The 20721-nt window shown below is 44.0% G+C and carries 14 protein-coding genes and 3 tRNA genes; 4 read left to right on the forward strand and 13 right to left on the reverse strand.

Going from position 1 to position 20721, the window contains the following annotated elements:
• Nucleotides 1–60 precede the first annotated feature (60 nt).
• The 10 genes from infB to ACXAER_RS19205 form a co-directional block, all read right to left on the reverse strand.
• The gene (gene infB, locus ACXAER_RS19160) at nucleotides 61–2667 is read right to left on the reverse strand and encodes a translation initiation factor IF-2 (protein ID WP_474832047.1); all 2607 of its coding nucleotides are present in this window, start codon (nucleotides 2665–2667) and stop codon (nucleotides 61–63) included.
• Nucleotides 2668–2691: 24 nt separating this feature from the next.
• Entirely contained in the window at nucleotides 2692–4188 is a 1497-nt protein-coding gene (gene nusA / locus ACXAER_RS19165; RefSeq protein ID WP_474807202.1) for a transcription termination factor NusA, read from the reverse strand.
• Nucleotides 4189–4233: 45 nt separating this feature from the next.
• Nucleotides 4234–4692: a ribosome maturation factor RimP gene (gene rimP / locus ACXAER_RS19170; protein ID WP_118495172.1), complete on the reverse strand. Its 459-nt coding sequence runs from the start codon at nucleotides 4690–4692 to the stop codon at nucleotides 4234–4236.
• A 301-nt stretch (nucleotides 4693–4993) separates the two neighbouring features.
• The gene (locus ACXAER_RS19175; protein ID WP_474832052.1) at nucleotides 4994–5995 is read right to left on the reverse strand and encodes a response regulator; all 1002 of its coding nucleotides are present in this window, start codon (nucleotides 5993–5995) and stop codon (nucleotides 4994–4996) included.
• A 14-nt stretch (nucleotides 5996–6009) separates the two neighbouring features.
• The gene (locus ACXAER_RS19180; protein WP_474832056.1) at nucleotides 6010–9336 is read right to left on the reverse strand and encodes an MHYT domain-containing protein; all 3327 of its coding nucleotides are present in this window, start codon (nucleotides 9334–9336) and stop codon (nucleotides 6010–6012) included.
• 189 nt (nucleotides 9337–9525) lie between these two features.
• Nucleotides 9526–9602: transfer RNA gene (locus ACXAER_RS19185), tRNA-Met, on the reverse strand.
• A 53-nt stretch (nucleotides 9603–9655) separates the two neighbouring features.
• Nucleotides 9656–9732: transfer RNA gene (locus ACXAER_RS19190), tRNA-Met, on the reverse strand.
• Between the two features lie 53 nt (nucleotides 9733–9785).
• Nucleotides 9786–9862, reverse strand: a tRNA-Met gene (locus ACXAER_RS19195).
• Nucleotides 9863–10065: 203 nt separating this feature from the next.
• Nucleotides 10066–10368, reverse strand: a complete 303-nt coding sequence (locus ACXAER_RS19200; protein ID WP_474832060.1) for a 4a-hydroxytetrahydrobiopterin dehydratase — start codon at nucleotides 10366–10368, stop codon at nucleotides 10066–10068.
• Between the two features lie 166 nt (nucleotides 10369–10534).
• Entirely contained in the window at nucleotides 10535–13228 is a 2694-nt protein-coding gene (locus tag ACXAER_RS19205; protein ID WP_474832063.1) for a TonB-dependent receptor plug domain-containing protein, read from the reverse strand.
• 419 nt (nucleotides 13229–13647) lie between these two features.
• On the opposite strand from ACXAER_RS19205, the gene ACXAER_RS19210 reads away from it, so the two are divergent.
• The gene (locus tag ACXAER_RS19210; protein ID WP_474832065.1) at nucleotides 13648–14631 is read left to right on the forward strand and encodes a mechanosensitive ion channel family protein; all 984 of its coding nucleotides are present in this window, start codon (nucleotides 13648–13650) and stop codon (nucleotides 14629–14631) included.
• Nucleotides 14632–14649: 18 nt separating this feature from the next.
• A complete protein-coding gene (locus ACXAER_RS19215) occupies nucleotides 14650–14814 on the forward strand; it encodes an entericidin A/B family lipoprotein (RefSeq protein ID WP_081765829.1) in 165 nt (54 codons plus the stop codon).
• Between the two features lie 158 nt (nucleotides 14815–14972).
• On the opposite strand, the gene ACXAER_RS19220 is transcribed toward ACXAER_RS19215, so the two are convergent.
• Nucleotides 14973–15425 carry a MaoC family dehydratase gene (locus tag ACXAER_RS19220; RefSeq protein ID WP_474832069.1) on the reverse strand — a complete coding sequence of 151 codons (453 nt, stop codon included), beginning with the start codon at nucleotides 15423–15425 and terminating at the stop codon, nucleotides 14973–14975.
• A gap of 233 nt (nucleotides 15426–15658) precedes the next feature.
• Between ACXAER_RS19220 and ACXAER_RS19225 the strand changes: the two genes are divergently transcribed.
• The gene (locus ACXAER_RS19225; RefSeq protein WP_474832071.1) at nucleotides 15659–16561 is read left to right on the forward strand and encodes a LysR family transcriptional regulator; all 903 of its coding nucleotides are present in this window, start codon (nucleotides 15659–15661) and stop codon (nucleotides 16559–16561) included.
• 224 nt (nucleotides 16562–16785) lie between these two features.
• On the forward strand, nucleotides 16786–17178 hold the full coding sequence (locus tag ACXAER_RS19230; protein ID WP_474832073.1) for a DUF3718 domain-containing protein: 393 nt from the start codon (nucleotides 16786–16788) through the stop codon (nucleotides 17176–17178).
• A gap of 149 nt (nucleotides 17179–17327) precedes the next feature.
• Here ACXAER_RS19230 and ACXAER_RS19235 read toward each other — a convergent pair whose 3' ends face one another.
• On the reverse strand, nucleotides 17328–18845 hold the full coding sequence (locus ACXAER_RS19235) for a mannitol dehydrogenase family protein (RefSeq protein WP_474832075.1): 1518 nt from the start codon (nucleotides 18843–18845) through the stop codon (nucleotides 17328–17330).
• Between the two features lie 10 nt (nucleotides 18846–18855).
• Nucleotides 18856–20571 (reverse strand): purine-cytosine permease family protein, encoded by a 1716-nt coding sequence (locus ACXAER_RS19240; RefSeq protein ID WP_474832078.1) that lies wholly within the window; start codon nucleotides 20569–20571, stop codon nucleotides 18856–18858.
• Nucleotides 20572–20721 lie beyond the last annotated feature (150 nt).

Genomic DNA, 20721 nt, shown 5'->3' on the forward strand with positions numbered 1-20721 from the left:
TATAGACAAAAACGGGAGCACTCGGCCCCCGTTTTTCACATGCCGAATTAACTAAGGCAATTAAATTTCGCGCTTAACCTCAACGATTTCGAAGACCTCAATTTGGTCGCCTACTTTAACATCGTTGTAGTTCTTAACGCCGATACCACATTCCATACCGTTACGTACTTCTTGTACGTCGTCTTTAAAGCGACGTAGTGATTCTAATTCACCTTCGTAAATTACTACGTTTTCACGAAGTACACGGATTGGGTTGCTACGCTTAACATTACCTTCTGTAACCATACAGCCTGCAATTGCGCCCAGTTTCGGTGACTTGAATACATCACGTACTTCGGCAAGACCAATGATTTCCTGCTTGAACTCTGGTGCAAGCATACCGCTCATGGCCGCTTTCACTTCGTCAATTAGGTGGTAAATAACGCTGTAGTAACGTAGGTCAATTTCTTCAGCTTCTAGTACGCGACGTGCTGTTGCATCGGCACGAACGTTAAAGCCTAGTACGATAGCGCCTGATGCAGCCGCAAGGGTCGCGTCAGTTTCGGTGATTCCACCTACACCACTACCTACAATATTAACTTTAACTTCAGAAGTAGAAAGCTTAACCAGTGACTCAGAAATCGCTTCTACAGAGCCCTGTACGTCAGCCTTAAGTACGATGTTAAGTTCGCTAACGTCGCCTGATTCCATGTTCGCAAACATGTTTTCAAGTTTTGCTTTTTGCTGACGAGCAAGTTTAAGTTCGCGTTTCTTCTGATGGCGCTTCGCTGCTACTTCACGAGCTTTACGTTCGTCTTTAACAACTGCGGCATCTTCACCCGCTACAGGAACACCTGAAAGACCAAGTACTTCTACCGGCGTTGAAGGTCCTGCAACTTTAATCTCTTTACCGTTTTCGTCGCGCATTGCACGAACACGGCCGTACTCTTCACCACAAAGTAGAATGTCACCCGCAAGTAGTTGACCTTCCTGAACGAGTACTGACGCTACCGGACCACGACCTTTATCAAGACGAGATTCGATAACAATACCGCGACCAGAGCCTTCAGCTACCGCTTTAAGGTCAAGTAGTTCTGCTTGAAGGACGATAGCATCTAGAAGTTCATCGACGCCCATACCCGTTTTCGCAGAAACGTTACAGAACTGGTGTTCTCCGCCCCACTCTTCTGAGATAACTTCTAGTTGAGATAGCTCAGTTTTAACGCGGTCTGGATCAGCTGTTTCTTTATCCATCTTGTTCACTGCAACGATAAGAGGTACACCAGCAGCACGGGCGTGCTGTACCGCTTCTTTCGTTTGCGGCATTACGCCGTCATCTGCAGCAACAACAAGAATAACGATATCCGTCGCAGTAGCACCACGAGCACGCATTGCAGTAAACGCGGCGTGTCCAGGCGTATCTAGGAAGGTGATTTCACCGTTATCTGTTTGTACTTTGTAAGCACCGATATGCTGGGTAATACCACCCGCTTCACCATCTGCTACTTTCGCACGGCGAATGTAGTCAAGCAGTGATGTTTTACCGTGGTCAACGTGACCCATGATAGTAACAACAGGAGCACGTGTCGATTTCTCGCCATCTGTGGCGTCTGCTAGCAACTCATCTTCAAGTGCATTGTCATTTACAAGCTCGTACTTGTGACCCATCTCTTCGATAACAAGTACCGCAGTATCTTGGTCTAGTACTTGGTTAATGGTTGCCATCTCGCCCATCTTCATCATCGTTTTGATAACTTCGTTAGACTTAATAGCAAGTTTACTTGCCAGCTCACCAACTGTAATAGTTGCGCCAAGCTTAACAACGCGCTCTACTGGTGCTGCAGGCTTGTTAAAGCCTTGCTTAAGATGCTCACCAGCATTTTTCTTAGACTTGCGACGACGACGTGAAGAACGCTCAACCTGCATGTCTTCTTCGTCTTCTGCTTCTTGAGCGTAGCGGTTAGAGTGCAAGTGAACTTCTTCAGCTTCTGCTTTCTTACGACGCTCTTCTTCTTCTTTCCAGCGACGCTCGTTTTCTTCAGCAAGTTTACGCGCTTCTTCCGCCGCCTTTTTCGCGTCTTCTTCAAGTTTCTTTTGCGCTTCTTCTTCCTGTGCTTTACGCAGGCGCTCTTCTTCCTGACGTGCAGCTTCTGCTTCCGCTTTCTCAGCTTCAGTTAGTTCAGGCTCGTCTGCTTTACGGGCTTCAGCTTCTTTCTTAGCTTGCTCCGCACGACGTGCACGCTCTTCATCAGCAGCTTTCTTAGCTTCTTCTGCTTTACGCGCTTTTTCTTCAGCGGCTTTCTTCGCTTCAGCAGCTGCTTTCTCTTCTGCTTCGCGCTTCAAACGCGCCTCTTCTTCAAGACGCTTCGCTTCTTCTTCCGCTTGACGCTGCTGTTCTTCAACGTCGCTGCGCTTAACGTATGTGCGCTTCTTGCGTACTTCCACTTTCACTTCTTTAGACTTACCAACACTTAATGTGCTAGTTGTCTTACGCTTAAGTGTCATACGCGTTGGTTCAGCTGCGCTGCCGTGTTGCTTACTTAAATGATCCAATAGTTTCTGTTTCTCGTCTTCGTTTACCTGATCGCCGGCACTCTTAGAGATACCCGCGTCTTTAAACTGGCCAACCAATCGGTCAACGGTCGTACCAATGTCGCTGGCGAGCTTTTCAATAGATACATCTGCCATTACGTAATTTTCCCCCTGTTGACCTTACTCTTCTTCACTGAACCATACGATATTACGAGCCGCCATGATTAACGCACCGGCTTTCTCTTCGTCTAGTTCATCGATATCACTGATATCATCGGTACCTTGTTCTGCTAATTCTTCCAGGTCAGTAACACCGCGACTGGCCAACACATAAGCCACGTGTTTACTCATACCTTCAAGATTTAATAAGGCTTCTGTAGGCTCTGCACCTTCAAGCGATTCTTCGTTCGCCAGTGCACGCGTGGTTAAGAAAGCACGCGCTCTGTTGCGCAGCTCTTCAACCATTTCTTCATCTAACCCTTCAACCGCTAGAAGTTCACTTGCTGGCACGTATGCCACTTCTTCTAGCGTTGTAAAGCCTTCATCTACCAACACAGACGCAAACTCTTCGTCAATGTCCAAACCAGCAGTAAATAGATCAAGTACCTTCGCGTTTTCTTCTTCGTGTTTCTTGTTGAGGTCTTCAACCGTCATCACGTTAAGTTCCCAGCCTGTTAGCTGGCTAGCTAGGCGAACGTTTTGACCACTACGGCCAATTGCCTGAGCTAGGTTGTCTGCTTCAACCGCTACGTCCATGCTGTTGCTGTCTTCGTCAACAACAATTGACGCAACTTCAGCGGGAGCCATTGCGTTAATAACGAATTGCGCTGGGTTCTCGTCCCATAGCACGATATCAACACGTTCACCGCCAAGCTCACCAGATACGGCTTGTACACGTGAACCACGCATACCCACGCACGCACCCACTGGGTCTAAGCGCTTGTCGTTAGTTTTAACGGCAATCTTCGCACGTGAACCTGGATCGCGAGCCGCAGATTTAATTTCTAGCGTCTCTTCCGCAATTTCTGGAACTTCTAAGCGGAACAGTTCAACTAGCATGTCTGGGTGCGTACGGCTGATAAACAACTGTGCTCCACGCGCTTCCGGACGGATAACGTATAGAAGACCACGTACACGGTCACCTGGACGGAAAGTTTCACGAGGAAGCATATCATCGCGGTAAATAACGCCTTCAGCGTTATTACCCAAATCGATGATGATATTATCGCGGTTTACTTTTTTAACCGTACCCGTAACAAGCTCACCCACTTTGTCTTCGTATTCAGCAATCATTTGCTGACGCTCAGCTTCACGTACTTTTTGTACGATCACTTGCTTTGCGGTTTGCGTAGTTATGCGGTCGAATTTGATAGATTCAATTTGTTCTTCCACATAATCGCCAAGTTGTATCTCTGGCTCGTCGATTTGCGCCGCAGAAAACGTAATTTCAGCAAATGGATTTTCTTGCTCTTGGTCATCTGGGATAACCAACCAGCGACGGAATGTATCAAAGTCACCAGACGTTCTGTCGATGCTTACACGAACTTCAATTTCGCCTTCGTTTTTCTTTTTGGTTGCGCTAGCAATTGCAAACTCTAGCGCTTCAAAAATTTTCTCTCTAGGCACTTGTTTTTCATTTGAAACGGCTTCCGCCACTAACAAAATTTCTTTATTCATTTTCGCCTCTCTTATGCTTTCGTCGATGAAAGCAGAGCTGTTCCGTTAATCGAACGTGGGAACAACGTTACCTTTTTCGATATTCGCCACAGCTAACTGGAACTGCTGGCCATCCACTTCAATACTTACGATGCCGTTTTCACACGCAAGTACTTTGCCTTTAAAATTACGTCTGTCGTCCATTGGCATAGACAAACGAACTTGAACCACTTCACCCACAGCCTCAATGTAATGCTTTTCTTTGAAAAGCGGTCTGTCCATACCTGGTGATGACACTTCAAGGTTATATTCAGTGCTAATCGGATCTTCAACGTCCAAAATTGCGCTAACCTGATGACTTACATCTGCACAATCATCTACGGTAATACCGTTTTCATGATCAATAAAAACGCGAAGAATTGAATGCTTCCCCGCTCGTACAAACTCGATACCAACCAATTCAAAGCCCAGTGCTTCTACACCTGGCTCTAGCATTTCGGTTAGTTTCTCTTCAAGTTTTGCCAATGCAAACCTCCAAAAACGAAAAAAGGGCCTAAAGCCCACCTGTCATCACCCGGCTCAGCGAGGCTGACTCCAGGTTTTAATACAACAAAAAGCCCCGGACTAGCGGGGCTTTTATTAAAATTCTGAACCCATACCTGCCAATGTAGGCAGTTGCAAACTTATGGGTAAAACCACCGATAGGTGATAGCTTGCTAATGATAAGTGCGTTACTTTCCTTTAATGAGGGAGCCCGCTCTCATCACTTAATGCGCACATTATACGTATAGGCGGCGCATTAAGCAACAGCGAAAAGACGTAGCGGTTAGTCCTCATCTTTAAACTTGGCTTTTATATCGAGTATTTTAGGCATAATTTCTATCATTAATTCGACCAGTCTTGGCTCAAAATGATTACCCTTCTGACTTTCCATAAAATCGATGGTTTTTTCAATACTCCACGCGTCTTTATACGGGCGTTTGCTTGTGAGCGCATCGAATACATCAGCGATTGCACAGATACGGCCTTCAATTGGAATATCTTCGCCCGCCAGTCCTTTGGGATAGCCAGAACCATCCCACTTTTCATGGTGTGTCAGTGACACTGATTTCGCTACCTGCAACAACAGAGAATTGCCGCAATCACCAATGATTTCGGCACCAATTTCTGGGTGATGCTTCATGGTGGCAAATTCTTCGTCAGTTAACTTGCCCGGCTTTAGCATTATGCTATCGGCAATACCTATTTTGCCGATATCGTGCATCGGCGCCGCGTGAAGTAAAATTTCCGCCTGTTTGTCAGTGAGTCCATAAGCAAGCGCTAACTCTTTAGCATAATGGCTCATGCGCATAACATGCATGCCCGTCTCATTGTCTTTGTATTCTGCCGCCTTTCCCAAACGCTGGACAACTTGCAAGCGGCTGTCCAACAGTTCGTCTGCTTGTACCAAACTAAGGTGAGTTTTAACCCGAGCTTTTACAATGGCCGGAGATATTGGCTTTGTGATGTAGTCCACTGCCCCCGCCTCGAAGCCTTCCGTTTCTTCGTGTTCATCGTTTAAGGCGGTTACGAATATAACAGGGATGTGCCTTGTATCTGCTTGCTGTTTAAGCTGGCGGCATACTTCAAACCCCGTTAACCCAGGCATCATAACGTCTAGAAGTATTAAATTAGGCTGTCTTGTTTGTGCTAGCTTCAGTGCTTCCTCACCATTTCTGGCAAAAATTAATTGGTAATCACTGGCAAGAAGTTGCTTTAAAACCCGCAGGTTTACAGGCTCATCGTCAACGAGGAGTAAAGTAGGTTTTGTTATTTCAATTTCTAACATGCCATATCTCTGGGCTATTCTAATTCTTGTATTAATGAAGAAATGTGCTCGTGCGCCAATTCAAACTCAAAGTCATCTATATCTAAGAGAATTTGACCAATTTGCTCGTTGTGATTAGAGCACCCTATTTCTTTTAAAAATGACAGCTCCGCTTCATCTACCATATTCTGCTCTACACTATTGAGCATAGCTTTCAGGTGACTAAGGAGCAAAGCATTATCTATACTTTCATTAATTGCATTTTCTGCATATAAAGGCGATTCGCTAAGCATCAACTCTATCTTCTCTAAAGCGCCGCGAAGCTGATTAACTTGTTCAATATCGATGATCGATTTCAGCGCCTGCGCCTCTATCTCTTTAGTGATACGGAAGAAAGTAGTTAGACATAGGTTACCCGACGTTCCTTTTAAGCCATGAGAAAGCGATGCTACCGCTTTATAGTCTTCTCTAATAGCTGCGTTCATCAACTCATCGACCTTTTCTCTACTTGTTGAAGTGAATTTGTCTACTTCCTGCAATACCGTCTCTTCGCTTCCCCACAGACCAACAGCTTTCTTTAAATCTAAGGTAGCTTTATCGGCTTTAAACGCTGATTCTGAGTCATTTTCTATAGGTGTTTCGGCGGCATCAAAGGTATCGAGTTTAAGAACCCGCGCCACTTCTTCCATAAGTAAGCCAAAATCCACAGGCTTGTTAGCGAACCCTTCCATGCCGGCTTGTTGCGCCGCATGCTTGTCCTGCACTAAAACACTTGCAGTTAACGCAATAATAGGTGTTGGAAGTAACTGGTGTTCTCTCTCAAACTTACGGCGTTGCTTTGCGGCCTCTAATCCGTCTAAATTAGGCATTTGCAAGTCCATTAAAACGACGTCAAATGAAGCTGACTCCATTTTTTCTAACGCCTGAACACCGTCAGTAGCAGTATCTATCTGATGCCCTGCTCGAGTAAGGAGCAATGACAAAAGCTCTACATTTTGTTGTACATCATCAACCACTAATACATTTAACGTTGATTGAAGTTGGGTTGAAGTCGATTCTAAAGTATCAGGTGCATAGTCACTGACTTCAACCGCTTCTAGCGGCAACCTAAAAGTAAAGGTACTTCCTTTGCCTTTTTCACTGGTAACACAGATGTTTCCGCCCATAAGTTCAACAAGCTGTTTAGAAATAGTGGTTCCCAGGCCAGTACCGCCATATTTCCTACTCATTGACGCGTCCGCTTGCGAGAACGGGTCGAAAACGCGCTCCACTTGTTCTTGCGTCATACCAATACCGGTATCTGACACGCTAAAATAGACGAACTTATCGTCACCTCTTACGTTAATCGACACTTCTCCTTCATGAGTGAATTTAACGGCATTGCCAATAAGATTATTAAGGACTTGGCGCATTCGCTCTGGCACACCTCTGTAACCAGCGGCCACCGAAGAATCAACATTTAGGACTAGCCCAACCTTTTTACGCTTAGCTTCTAACCAAAATGTAGAAACGACCAAATCTAATTCTTCCCGAATAAGAAAGTCGCGGTAATCTAAGTCAAGCTTCCCCTTATCTAACTTTGCGCTATCCAGTATGTCGTTGAGAAGGTGCAGCAGTGAACGGGCAGAACGGTTTATCGTGGTTAGGTGAGATTTCTGCTCTTCACGCAAGGACTCTCCTAACATTAAGTCGCTAAAACCAATAATCGCGTTCATAGGCGTACGAATTTCGTGACTCATATTAGCAAGGAATGCAGTACGTGCGGCAGCCGCTTGTTCAGCTTTGTCTTTCGCAGCCTTTAACTCATCTTCCATTACCCGCCTTTGGGTTATATCTGATATAAAACCGTCGACATACAGGATATTGCCATCATCGTCTTTTACGTGAGTACCATGCTCTGTTACCCACTTTACTTCCCCTGATTTAGCTATAATGCGATATTCATAAGAAAATACATCTTGTTCAGTATTGATTTTAGAGAGTCGTTCAACGTCATCAGGGTGATAAAGGTCTATAAACGAACGTTTCGGCTCTGGTAAAACAAAGTCGCTCGCCGGATAACCGGTAACTTCTAGCACAGCATCACTTACGAAAACCATCGGCCAGCCTGGCATATTCAAACATCGATAGGCCATACCCGGGATATTCGAGATTAAACTTCTAAACTTAGCCTCACTTTCACGTAGCGCATCTTCCATTTCTCTTCGTTTTCGAAGGTCTGAAGCAAAAAAAACAAATACGGGCTTACCTTCTATTTTTGTGTAGCCAACGCCTAGACGTGCCGGAATTCGTTCCCCGCCCTTACGGATTATCTCAACTTCCCTTCCGGTACCGATAATTTGTTCAGTTGGCACAACGCGTTGGCTAAAAAAGTCATCGCTATATACATGCCGTCTTTCAGGCGGAACCATATCAATGGCTTTCATTCCTACAATTTCTCGCTGGGTATAACCATAAATTTGCTCTACAGCAGGGTTCGCTGTTTTAACAATTCCTTTATCATCTACGGTCAGGATGGCATCGACAGCATTATCAGTGATGGCGCTTTGAATTCGTTCACTTTCTATTGCGCGCAACATTACATCGCGATATTTAAATAAAAGGCTAATCCCCAATACCATGGTAATAAGCACCAGTGTTACGATAGCAATAGAAATAGCTAGATAGACGGCGATATTTGACGACTGGCCGGACGTTTCCATACCCGGTGGTAAAACAAATCTTGCCGCAGCCATACCAGTATAGTGCATACCCGCAATAGCCAACCCCATAACAGTGCTTGCGAGCACAGCGTGCTTACCCAATAACTTTCTACTTTTGGTTGCGGCAGTAATCCCAAACTTAATCCATAGCGACAGCATAGCTAAACAAACAGCAACTACGATAGAAAGCACAAATACACCAAGGTCATAGCGAAGAAGCGGCGCCATCTCCATTGCAGCCATACCACTATAATGCATGGTTCCTATCCCAGCTCCCATCAATACGCCACCTAAAATTACTTCAGCAACGCTTATACGGGTTTTGATCAAAAGATTCAGCGCTACCCAAGCTGCAGCTACGCCTGGAATTGCCGAAAGTGCAGTTATCAAGGGGTCGTAATCGATAGGTAAACACAAGTCAAAGGCGGTCATGCCTAAAAAGTGCATTGACCAAATACCGCCCCCTAGGGCTATGCTACCTGTACTAAGTAAAATATTGCGTCTTAGCTTGTCATCAGTGACGGCTGCTTGCCCTGCAACGTTAAACGCCATGAATGAAGCAAAAATAGCGACTAATAAAGACAGGACAACAAGGGGAAAGTGATAAGCGCCTTCAATTAACGCGGCGTGTTCATCAAACGTAAAAAAGCGAGCAATCATGGCGCGGCCAAACTACCTATAAGTTTAATTATTCAATGGTGGCATAACTTTAACTTAGCATACATAGGCTATGTTGTGCGGAAATTATTTCTTTGAAACTACCTTAATTACCGCCAGTTAAATCGAGGGAATGTTTACGGACTGCACAATCAGAAAAGAAAAAACCCAGCAAAAGCTGGGTTCTAAAAGTGGTTGCGGGAGCAGGATTTGAACCTACGACCTTCGGGTTATGAGCCCGACGAGCTACCAGACTGCTCCATCCCGCGACTGTACGGTACATATTGCTTGCGCAATATTATTTAGTTCTGATTTTACAAATTGGTTGCGGGAGCAGGATTTGAACCTACGACCTTCGGGTTATGAGCCCGACGAGCTACCAGACTGCTCCATCCCGCGATTGTACGGTAAAGCCTGCATTTGCAGTGCCTTGAAATCCTGGTTTTTTTCTGTGGTTGCGGGAGCAGGATTTGAACCTACGACCTTCGGGTTATGAGCCCGACGAGCTACCAGACTGCTCCATCCCGCGCCAGAAAATTAACGTTGTAACCGCTGCGTTTTGTGCCTCGCTTCAACGTGGGGCGTATTATACATAGAGACTTAATCAACACAAGTGCTTAGCAGCGAAATATTTCATTTTTCTGACTGTTAGCGGCTTAATTAACCAACATGCTTAAAGTTAATACAAATTAACGGTAAAACAAGCTCATTTAAAACAGTCAACTGCCCAAACTATTTAAATTTTTCCATTTTTTCAGCAAGTGAAAAATCGAGATCCGTTAGCCCATCAGCATCATGAGTGGTCAGGGTAACTTCTACTTTGTTGTATACATTAAACCATTCAGGATGATGTTTCAGTTTTTCCGCCCAAATCGCGATTTGCGACATCCACCCAAATGCACGGATAAAGCTTTTAAATGTAAATGTTTTTTTGATGCAATCACCGCTTCGCTCCCAATGCGTGCCGTCTGTAACTAAATCATTAAGTGCAGCCAGTTTAATCGTAATAGTATCTTCCGATAGCTTTGTCGGCATTATTATCTCCCAGTAGGTTTCTATAAGTCTTTACTTACTCTAAATAATGAGAGTTAGATTAGAAAAGGGATATGCATAAAACTTGAAAAAATGTGTGGAGTTTTTAGTTTACAAAAAGCCGGCTTTGGAAGCCGGCTCTAACTTTCTGCAATCTTCAGCAATAACCTTAAAACTCTATTGCTAGCCTCGCGTAAATTTGTCGACCACGAGGATCATGTACTTTCGAGTCGAAACCGCTGTTTGTGAATACCTGTGGTGGTTCTTCGTCAAATAGATTGACTCCACCTAAGGTTAATACATAACTTTGATCAGTGTCGAAAACGCTACCTAAGTCAATGTTGTACTGAGCGTCAACCGTTAACATGCTGTCGATTTCATAAAAACCATTTGCACATCCAGCGGTATTACTTGTTCCATCTGCACAGTTTTGATCATCGTCATATGATGATATGTATCTTAGGAACAGGTTTGCTGCGTGTACATCATGTTGCCAATTAAGGCCAATATTCATACGTAACTCTGGCGATGACACACCTATGTTATTGAAGTTACGTCGACCAGCACCATCTATATTCCCTGCTTGCGGGTCGCTCAAGTCATACTTAGTAATATAAGTTGCTTGTATTGTAGGTGTAAAGTTGCCAAGCTCAGTCTCTATTTTATAGCTGGAAACAAAGTCTATCCCCGATGTTTCCAGTGAACTTGCATTAACATAAGTATTGTTAATCTGTAAGACTGGCCCCGTTAAAGGGTCACCTGCTCGTACGATCCGCGATGTGTCAGTAGGGTCTGCGTTCAAAAGCGCCTGCGCATTCTCTTGAATGATCAAATCTTCAAATTCAAAGTTCCAATAATCTACCTCAATTGATAGGTCTCTGAACGGCTCGTAAGAAAAGCCTATGTTGTACGCTGTAGATTCCTCAGGTTTTAAGTCCTCATTACCCGATGTACGCACAGCGACAAAAGCTTGCGCACCCTGCACAGGGTCGACAACTTGTTGTAGTGAAGTAGCTCCCCCCTGAGCAAGGAAAACGGTTGGCGCCCTAAATGACGTCGAGATCGAGCCTCGTAACGAAAACTCGTCTGTCGCGCGCCATGATATAGCCAGCTTAGGATCAACGGTACTACCAATGCTACCGCCGTAATCTTCATAACGAAGAGCTAACTGCACGTCAAGTTCGTCACTAACAGGTAATGCTAATTCCCCAAAAGCCGCCCAAACATCTTGGCTTCCATCTAAATCAGGATTACCGATAACAAAAGTGAAGCTGTCTTGATTAGATAATTCATCGTAGTCCTGTCTCAGGCTGTTTTCACGATACTGAACCCCGAGTGCAAGCGCCGCGTAACCGCCACCCATTTCGAAGGTATCAAAAGAGGTAAACGCTTCGAACACTTCTAAATCAGCTTTCGAGTCGATGACCTGCTTACCTGTAAATGAACTAAGTACATAGTCTGAGTTAGGCGCACTTGTATATGACGTTGCGAATGGATTGAAAAATTCGCAGCTACCTTCTCCTGGCGTTCCCAAAACTGGATTACAATTTGAACCGCCGAAACCTAACAGTGCGAGTTGAAATTCAGTATTCAATACATCAGGTACTGAAAATACAAAGTCATTTACTGCCCTTGTATAACTTATTTCCCAAAAACCACTATCAGTAACACCTTGTAAATTTGTGCTAAAGCGGAAAGTATCTGACTCTGTATTTGCAGCATCACCGGGCTGCCCATTGCCTTCAGCACGACCAAAAAACGAAACCGCACGCCCAAATGGATTTTGTGGGTGATAGTCTGGAACCACTGGTGCAGTCAGGATAGGAAAGCTTGGTGCACCACCACGTTCGGCTCGGTTCCGTGCCATGCCAATTTCAGTTGTCCAAGTGATGTCGTCTGTAAATTCGTACTCGGCACGTGTATATGCATTAATGCGGCTTTCATCCGGTACATAAGAATAGTAGGGCCCGAAATCGAAACCGCAAAGGCCAACATCTAGCCCAGGCACTGTGCCCTCCGGCGCTAATATCTGTGGAAAACCGCCGAATTCTTCACACCCAAACGGGTCGATAACTGGAACACCTGGCGCAATGAAAAAACTCGCTGGATTCCCCAAGGCACTAGTATCGTCTTGTGGGCGACTCAATCGTCTGTCGTTGATAAAAAGCGGAGAGCGATTTGTATAACTAATAGCGGCAATAACATTACCTTTATCGCCCGTCGCTCCCCAAAGGCCCTGAAGGACATATTCTTTGTTATCGCCATGTGCACCGTCTTGATAATCGACGCTCACCATCGCACCATCGTAATTACGCTTTGTAATAAAGTTAACTACACCCGCCACGGCGTCTGAACCGTATAAGGCAGAAGCACCGTCTTTTACCACTTCCATTCTATCGATGGCTATCATGGGTACAAGTGAGCTAGTGTCGACGAAATTCAAGCCCTCGTTGGTAGGCTGCGCAGTAACAACTTGACGTTTGTTATTAAGAAGAACCAAGGTTGATGCCACGCCTAAACCACGTAGGTTGATATTAGAGGTTCCCGCGGTTGCATTTTGCGTGAAGGCATCGGGGTTGTTTTCTGCACCTGTATTAATTGTTAACGTTTGTGTGATGTCCGCGATATTTTTAGCGCCGATCGAATCAATTGCAACGCTGTCTACTACCGCTAGCGGCGACGGAGATTCAAAGTTTTCGCTTCTGCGAACAAAACTTCCGGTAACGAGAATAAGTTCAACGTCTTTCTTGGCATCTTGCTCAGATTCAACGTCAGACTCTTGGGCTGATGCGATGTAAGAAGAGCAAAATAACGCAGTACCGACCATAGCGGCAACTGCTGTCTTACGCGTTTTTAATTTCATAGTGTGATTCCAAATCTGGGCTTATCACTACCGGCACTACTACCCACACTTTCCGCTAGCAACAGGCTATTCGATTTTGTTTTGTTATTGTTTGAGATCAACAGAATATTGACCTACACCACTGATACTATGCCTGAATTTTATTTTTGTAAATTTATTGTGAATAATATGTTTACATTAATTTTACACATGGTCTAACCACTTAATCTAAAGGCTAGTTGCCAGGAATCATTTGATAGCGAAAGTGAAAGATTAATGAGAAGAACTTGCGCTAAGTGCGTAATTTATTCACTAATTTATTTTTGTTAGAAAGACAGAAAACTCATTTTTGAATAAATTTCATAGAGTTACAAAAAATTAGTAACAGGAACAGTTCTTGAATCACTGTAGAGCATGATTCGAAAACGGTAACGGGATTTATGGAGTTTCCTGAGATAGATGAAATATATAAGCTTCTAACTGAAAAGCTTGAAAGCTGGGTAGAAGGTGCAATTACTTTATTGCCTAACATTGTCGTTGCATTTGTCATCGCGATTGTTTTTGGTCTTATCGCTAAAATGGTAGGAAACGTTGCAGGCAAACTGATGCGACGCACCTTCGAGTCTCGTCAGATCGCCGGTCTTCTCACATCTATAATTAAGGCTCTAGTTCTTGTCGCTGGTATATTTATCGCGCTAGATTTTGTTGGCCTGAAAGGTACAGTCACATCCCTTCTTGCTGGTGCAGGTATTGTTGGCCTTGCTATCGGTTTTGCTTTCCAAGATATGACTGAAAATTTCATCGCTGGCATAGCAATGGGTATTAGAAAACCCTTTGAAATAGGTGATGTTATAGAAGCAGAAGGGGTTTTTGGAAATGTTAAAGAGATAAATCTTCGAAATACTCTTGTTGAGACCTTCTATGGCCAACTTGAAGTCATCCCTAACAAGATTTTATTCCGCAATATACTGACAAATTACTCTAGCTTAGGATATCGAAGAATAGAAATCCCTGTTGGAATTTCTTACGCTGACGATATCGAAACAGCCGCCAACGTTATAACTGATGCTATGAACGATAAAGACTACGTTATCAATAAAGATGAAACTGCTGTTTACGCGGAATCATTTGGCGACTCAAGTATAAATCTATTGCTGTGGTTTTGGATCCGTTATCCCGGAGAGCCAGGGTTCATGGTAGTGCGTCATGACGCCATTAATACAGTCAAAACCGTGCTTGAAGACAATGATATTCTCATCCCATTCCCTATCAGAACATTAGATTTTAATGCAAAAGGTGGTGATAAGCTTAACGCCATGCTTAAGCAGCGCGATGAGCGAAGTCCATCGAATGATGATTCATCGTCACAAACAAACGGTGACGAAAACGCGGCTGATAATTCAAATCATGCCGATGATGAGTAAAACCTAAGGAGAAACAAAATGGAAATGTTAAATTCAACAACACGTAAACATACGTTTTTAGCACTGATTTTTGCAGCGAGTATTGGAAGCTTGGGCGGTTGCGCGACTATAGAGGGCGCTGGTGAAGATATTCAAAGTGCAGGCGAAGCTGTTGAAGAAGGTGCACAAGAAGCGTCAAATTAAGCCGGTTATCGTGCTACCTGATAAGGTCAGACAAGGCCGTTCCTTATCTGACCTTTTTTGATCACTAACTGTTAATTAGCTGAGCGTAAGATATGTAACACCCTTTTCCTTCGATTTTAAGCGCTAGAATCTCGCGGCTCATCACCATGGCTCGGTTACTATTGTGGTTTCATGACCGCTAACATTAAAAAGCTTCCTACGAGTGCAGGGTTACCGCTCGACTTCAATACACAGCTAGCCTCTACCTTATAGAGCTTACCCTGGGGCTTATCGCTTACATCAACAAGTTTAAATTGGTATTTTAACCCGTCATTGCATTTGACTGGTTCAAGGAATCGAAGTTTATCTATGCCATAATTTATCATTGAGGCAATTTTGTCGCTTGGAGCGAGTACCTCACCAAAAGCTTTGGGCATAAGACTGGCACTTAAAAAACCGTGCGCAATGGTTGTTTTAAATGGGCTCTCTTTTTCGCAGCGATCTGTGTCTAGATGAATCCATTGATGATCACCTGTGGCATCAGCAAATTGATTAATCATGTCTTGAGTTACAGTTAAAAAATCAGCTTGTTCAAGCACATCCCCAACCGATAAATCTAAAAGTGTCTTCATAACTAAGTCCAATCTCCATTTATTTACGATGAAACTACTATTATTCAGTTGAATGTTTCAATTAACTTTTAATAATAGGTATTTATAAATATTCTTGTTACACTAACGTAAATTATTCGTAGACGCTATGTAGCAACAGTCTCTATAGTTGCTCGTTTTTCGCTGTGAAAACAACAGCGGTTCTTCATTTGTTGGCTTTTTTTATGAGGGTAGTCGCCCGTAAAGGACTAGTTATGAATCTCAATAGAATTGATTTAAACCTGTTTGCCGTATTCGACGCTATTTATACGGCTGGTAGTTTAACCAAGGCTGCTGATGTCTTGTGTATCACCCAACCCGCGGTTAGTAACTCGTTAGCCAGATTAAGAGAAATGTTGAACGATCCACTTTTCGTGCGCACAGGTCACAGTATGACGCCGACACCCGTAGCACAGAACATTATTGTGCCAGCCCGGCAGGCGCTTGCATTGTTACGCAAGAGCGTCCAAGAAAGCCACACGTTTGACCCACTCACTGCCGAGAAGTCATTTAACTTTGCCAGCCGAGATTTGTTAGAGGCCAGTATCATGCCTCGCCTAGTGTCTCGTTTACAGAATTTAGCGCCTAATATCGCCTTAACGAATTATGAGATCCCTCGAAGCCAAGTAGTATCAGCAATGGCTGCAGGTACGCTAGATTTCTTCGCCGATGCGTCTACGTTTACTGACCCACACCTATGTAAAGAGAAAATAGCGCAAGACCGATTTGTGGTACTCGCTCGCAAAAACCACCCTGCTCTTAAAAACGGTTTGGATTTAGATACATTCTTGCGTTTGGGGCATATCAACGTATCTCAGCGTAAATCTGGTGCGGGTCCTATTGATATTGCACTCGACAAAATGGGCAAACGAAGAAAAGAAGTTATGCGTGGGCAGCACTTCTTAACCGTGCCTAGTACTATCGTAAAAACGGACTTAATAGCCTGTTTACCGTTTCATTTAGCCAAACACTACGACCTTGCCATCTATGAAATGCCGTTCGATCTTCCAGCAGTAGAATATTATTTATATTGGCACGTCAGTGCAGACCACGACTATGCGCATATGTGGATGCGTGAGCAAATTATGGAAGTTGCAAGCAACTTTAAGCCTCACTAATTTTAAACGCTTTTGACACGCATTGAAAAACGCCCTGCTCCCGCGGGGCGTTTTATTATTCGACTCAAGCGCGCAGAACGAGTTTGCATTACAGATAAAACTTTCCCCCCCATTTGATATAAAGATATATACCCAAGTATTGGCTAGAGTATTTTTATTCATTCAGCTTTGTCGTTTAATTCTCTCAACAAGACAACGACTAAGATTTACTTGAGGAATTAGCCATGTTGAAAATAGTTAAAGCTTCTCTAGTTATTGCTGGAACTTTCGGTGTGTCATCTATAGCACACGCAGACGTAAGCGAAGCGTTAGCAAACATATGCACCATCGTTCAGGCGGACGACAAAGGCGAACTAAGAAAGAAGATGCGCGCCGTTCAGTCTGACTATCGAATGAAACTAAAAGATTACTATTCGGGTGTTAGCTGCAGTGGTAATAGCCTAATTCGTACTGCGATGCTTAATAATGCTGTGGAAGCCGGGGAGTTGTTGGTTAAAAAGATGCCAAAAAGCGACTTGCAAGCCCCCGAAGCAGACGGCAAAACCTTACAAGCTTGGGTTGCGGAAAACGGCTTACAAGATAGCCCTATCGCTGCGGTGCTCAACGAGCGACTGTAGAACAATTTCACGCCATGTGAACCAGTTCAACATGGTTGCAGAGAAATCTGCACTTTAAGAAGCGACCTCCGGGTCGCTTTTTTCTTTTCAACATAAAAAAGGAGAGTTAATGTTTACTCTCCTTTTGTTTATTTACGAGTAACTAATACCTAACTGGCTTTAGCCACCGCTAGCTTTTCTTCAGAAATTGCTTCGCTTATCGAAAGTACAGGCTCATTTTGATAGACACGCTCAAGGAATACCTTGTAGACATCAGCAAATTTTTCTTGCTGAGCAAGCTCACCAAACACTTCTTCTACCTTCAAGAAACTTAAGCTGTCCGTTTCGTTTTGTTGAGCAGCTTGATGAAGTGTATCAGACAATACATCGTTAATTTCTAGCGGCTTTCCATCTTGAGACGCGTGTTTATCTGAATAATACGACCAACACGCAACGACGAAGGCACTAATACTTATATCGCGACCTGCTACTAAATTGTCGCGTACCGTAGGCAGCAAGAATACTGGCAGTTTGGCTGAACTTTCTAAGCAAATACGCGCCAGGGTATCCTTAATAAACGGATTTGAAAAACGAGAGATTAACGTGTCGCGATAATCAAATACATCAATGCCTTCAACTTGGTCTAAAGTTGGCACCACCTCTTTTTCCATAAAGATAGACAATAGCTGCTTTAACTGCTCAGCTTCTACACTCTCATGGATAGTATCAAGACCGGCAACTGAACCCACTAGCCCTAGTACTGAATGCCCGGCGTTTAGCATGCGTAGCTTCAACTTTTCATAAGGGGCTACATCGCTAACAAACTGTGCGCCCACTTCGTCAAACTGTGGCTTAGTGTTGCAAAAATCATCTTCAATAACCCACTGTTCGAAAGGCTCACATACTACCGGCCAGCTATCTTCAATACCCTGCGCTTTTAACGAAACAATATCTTCGTTTGTCGTAGCAGGGGTAATTCTGTCTACCATAGAGTTAGGGAAGCTAACATTTTCGTTAACCCATTGGGCTAACGCTTGGTCAAATAACTCGATGTAAGCGAGCAACATTTTTTTCAGCACATGACCATTGTGCTGAATGTTGTCGCACGACATAACAGTAAATGGCTTAACATTGTTTTCTTTACGCTTTTTAATAGCAGCAACCAAATAACCAAACACTAGTTTTGGATTTTTGGGGTTTTCAATGTCATGAATAACGTCTGGGTTAGTGGTAATAAACTCCCCTGTAGACGCATCAAAGTTATAACCACCTTCTGTGATAGTTAAAGAAACAATGCGCACTTCAGGCTCAGACATTTTATCAATGACAGCTTGCGGATTATCCGTTGCCATCATAAACCCTGTCATTACACCTATAACAGACGCAACGCGTGAGCCGTCATTATGTTTTTCAACTAAGGTGTACAGGTTATCTTGCTCATCGAACACTTTTTTCATTGCGCGGTCGTTCTCGCGAAGACCCACGCCACAAATGCCCCAAGACAAATCGCCGGTTTTAGCCATCAGCCTGTCTACGTACATAGCTTCATGTGCACGATGAAAGCCGCCTACCCCAATGTGGACGATACCTGTTTGAACATTCTCCACATCGTAGGCTGGGCGCTGAATACCTGCCGGCAACGACGGTAAATTAGCTTTGTTTAATAAAATAGACGTTTGAGATTGCATAAAAACCTTATTAGCTTTGAAGCGCTTTTTGGCGACGCATCGCCCAATACGCAGTAACGAAATAGATAACGGTGCACGCGAACCCAATATTGAAAAATAGATCTCGGTTCGATTCGTACACGGCAAGCGTGTCACTAAGAGAAAAAGTTTTAATTGCTAGTGCGATGGACACAAGTAGGCTAGCTACAGAAGTAAGGCGCAATAGCTTGGTTACAGCGCTGATATCTTCAACGTGGTCGTTTTCTAACGCGGCTTCTTGTTGTTGATGCGCTTCAACGCGTGCATCGAAAGCCTCTACCTGCGCTTCCTGCTCTGGGTATGACTGTTTTGCGCCGTACTTGGCTGCAAGCGCAGTATAAACCGCAATAGTAAAGAACCAGGTTGGTATAAACAGGTAATAGAATGAAATTACATTTAAAGCATTTAAACCAAAGCCGAACACAAGTCCTAAGCCCCAGCTTGCAACAGCTGGCGTGCTATGGGTAAGACTTTGATAATGTGCCCAGTAGCGTGTATACCCAATTCGAGGGAAAATCATATGCTCAGCGAATACTATTGCACCCACAGGAACAACAAGTAGCCCAGCATAAGTTAGCAGCGGTAGTAACTTGGTAAATACAAATGGGAAGCATGCAATGCCCACCGTAACCATACCAACAACGGCAGTGGTTTTGGTACGTGATTTATCTTTGAAAATGGCTTGTGCAGCAAGCCCGGCACGATAAAGGTTAGCATTTGCGGTAGTCCAACCTGCCACGATAACAATAACAAGACCTGATAAACCTAGCGCGTGGAAGGCAACATCGCCTGGGTCAAGTTCAACTATCGATTTTTGAACGATAACCGCAGTTCCAGCGCCCATAATACCCGCTGAAATCCATGCGATATAATGACCGAACAACATGCCTGCTGATGTACAAAGGCCGTAGCGCTTTCGCTTTGCAAATCGAAGTAGCGCCATATCAATAAGACCAAAATGCGTAATGGTATTTGCTGCCCAAGAGAAGCCAATAACTTCTAATAAGCCAATTCCTGGTTCACCGCTTTGTGTTAACCCCGTCCATACCGACGTACTGCCGATATGCATAAAGTCGTTCCACGACGTTAAAAACGTTTGCCCTATTACAGATTCTGCCAGTGCAGGCATAAGAATAAGTGGACCACAGATGAACATAGTGAACAGCCAAGGTGCACAAATGCGGGAGAAGTCAGATACGGCGTTAAACCCATACATGGCAACAAACACAACGATAACCCCTACCGCTAGAACTACAGCGACAAAGGCTAAATTAGTTGGGTACCAGTTCAACTGTGCAGGAATATTTAACGCAAAGCGCACCGCCGTTGCCGATACTGTGATCATCGCAGCTGATATTACAGTGAATATGATCACATTCGCCCAGTTATAGAGCTTTGTCATTGAATCGCCCGCTATCTTCTGAAGATAGGAGTACAAGCTTAAACGGGTTTCAACAGCTATAGGTGTAGTGATAAGTGTCCAGCTTAAAACCGCCAGTAGGTTACCGATAAGTAAGCCTAACAAGATGTCGGTCATGGTGGCGCCTAGGGCGACAAACGTTGCACCGAAAACAAATTCTGTTGCGGCAACATGTTCACCGGCATACAAGCCCATGAAATGCTTCCATCCCTTTAATTTATGTTTAGCGACAGGGAGTTGCTCATCGCTTACCTGTGAAATATCAATATCGCTCGACGTTGACTTCATCTTTAAATCTCTTGTTGTAGGTGGCCGTCCCTTATTAAAAATCACTTTTGAGCATTCGCTCATTACATGGGACATATCTCATTTCGGTAGATATTTGCACATGGAAATGGAATTGTAAATACCTATTAACAAAACAAAGTGCGATGTAAG

The organism is Alteromonas sp. AWJ4_199, from assembly GCF_056159165.1.

Coding starts and splice junctions, on each gene's coding strand:
- infB (WP_474832047.1), bottom strand. CDS start 2,667: ATGGCAGATGTATCTATTGAAAAGCTCGCCAGCGACATTGGTACGACC.
- nusA (WP_474807202.1), bottom strand. CDS start 4,188: ATGAATAAAGAAATTTTGTTAGTGGCGGAAGCCGTTTCAAATGAAAAA.
- ACXAER_RS19175 (WP_474832052.1), bottom strand. CDS start 5,995: ATGTTAGAAATTGAAATAACAAAACCTACTTTACTCCTCGTTGACGAT.
- ACXAER_RS19180 (WP_474832056.1), bottom strand. CDS start 9,336: ATGATTGCTCGCTTTTTTACGTTTGATGAACACGCCGCGTTAATTGAA.
- ACXAER_RS19200 (WP_474832060.1), bottom strand. CDS start 10,368: ATGCCGACAAAGCTATCGGAAGATACTATTACGATTAAACTGGCTGCA.
- ACXAER_RS19205 (WP_474832063.1), bottom strand. CDS start 13,228: ATGAAATTAAAAACGCGTAAGACAGCAGTTGCCGCTATGGTCGGTACT.
- ACXAER_RS19210 (WP_474832065.1), top strand. CDS start 13,648: ATGGAGTTTCCTGAGATAGATGAAATATATAAGCTTCTAACTGAAAAG.
- ACXAER_RS19215 (WP_081765829.1), top strand. CDS start 14,650: ATGGAAATGTTAAATTCAACAACACGTAAACATACGTTTTTAGCACTG.
- ACXAER_RS19220 (WP_474832069.1), bottom strand. CDS start 15,425: ATGAAGACACTTTTAGATTTATCGGTTGGGGATGTGCTTGAACAAGCT.
- ACXAER_RS19225 (WP_474832071.1), top strand. CDS start 15,659: ATGAATCTCAATAGAATTGATTTAAACCTGTTTGCCGTATTCGACGCT.
- ACXAER_RS19230 (WP_474832073.1), top strand. CDS start 16,786: ATGTTGAAAATAGTTAAAGCTTCTCTAGTTATTGCTGGAACTTTCGGT.
- ACXAER_RS19235 (WP_474832075.1), bottom strand. CDS start 18,845: ATGCAATCTCAAACGTCTATTTTATTAAACAAAGCTAATTTACCGTCG.
- ACXAER_RS19240 (WP_474832078.1), bottom strand. CDS start 20,571: ATGAAGTCAACGTCGAGCGATATTGATATTTCACAGGTAAGCGATGAG.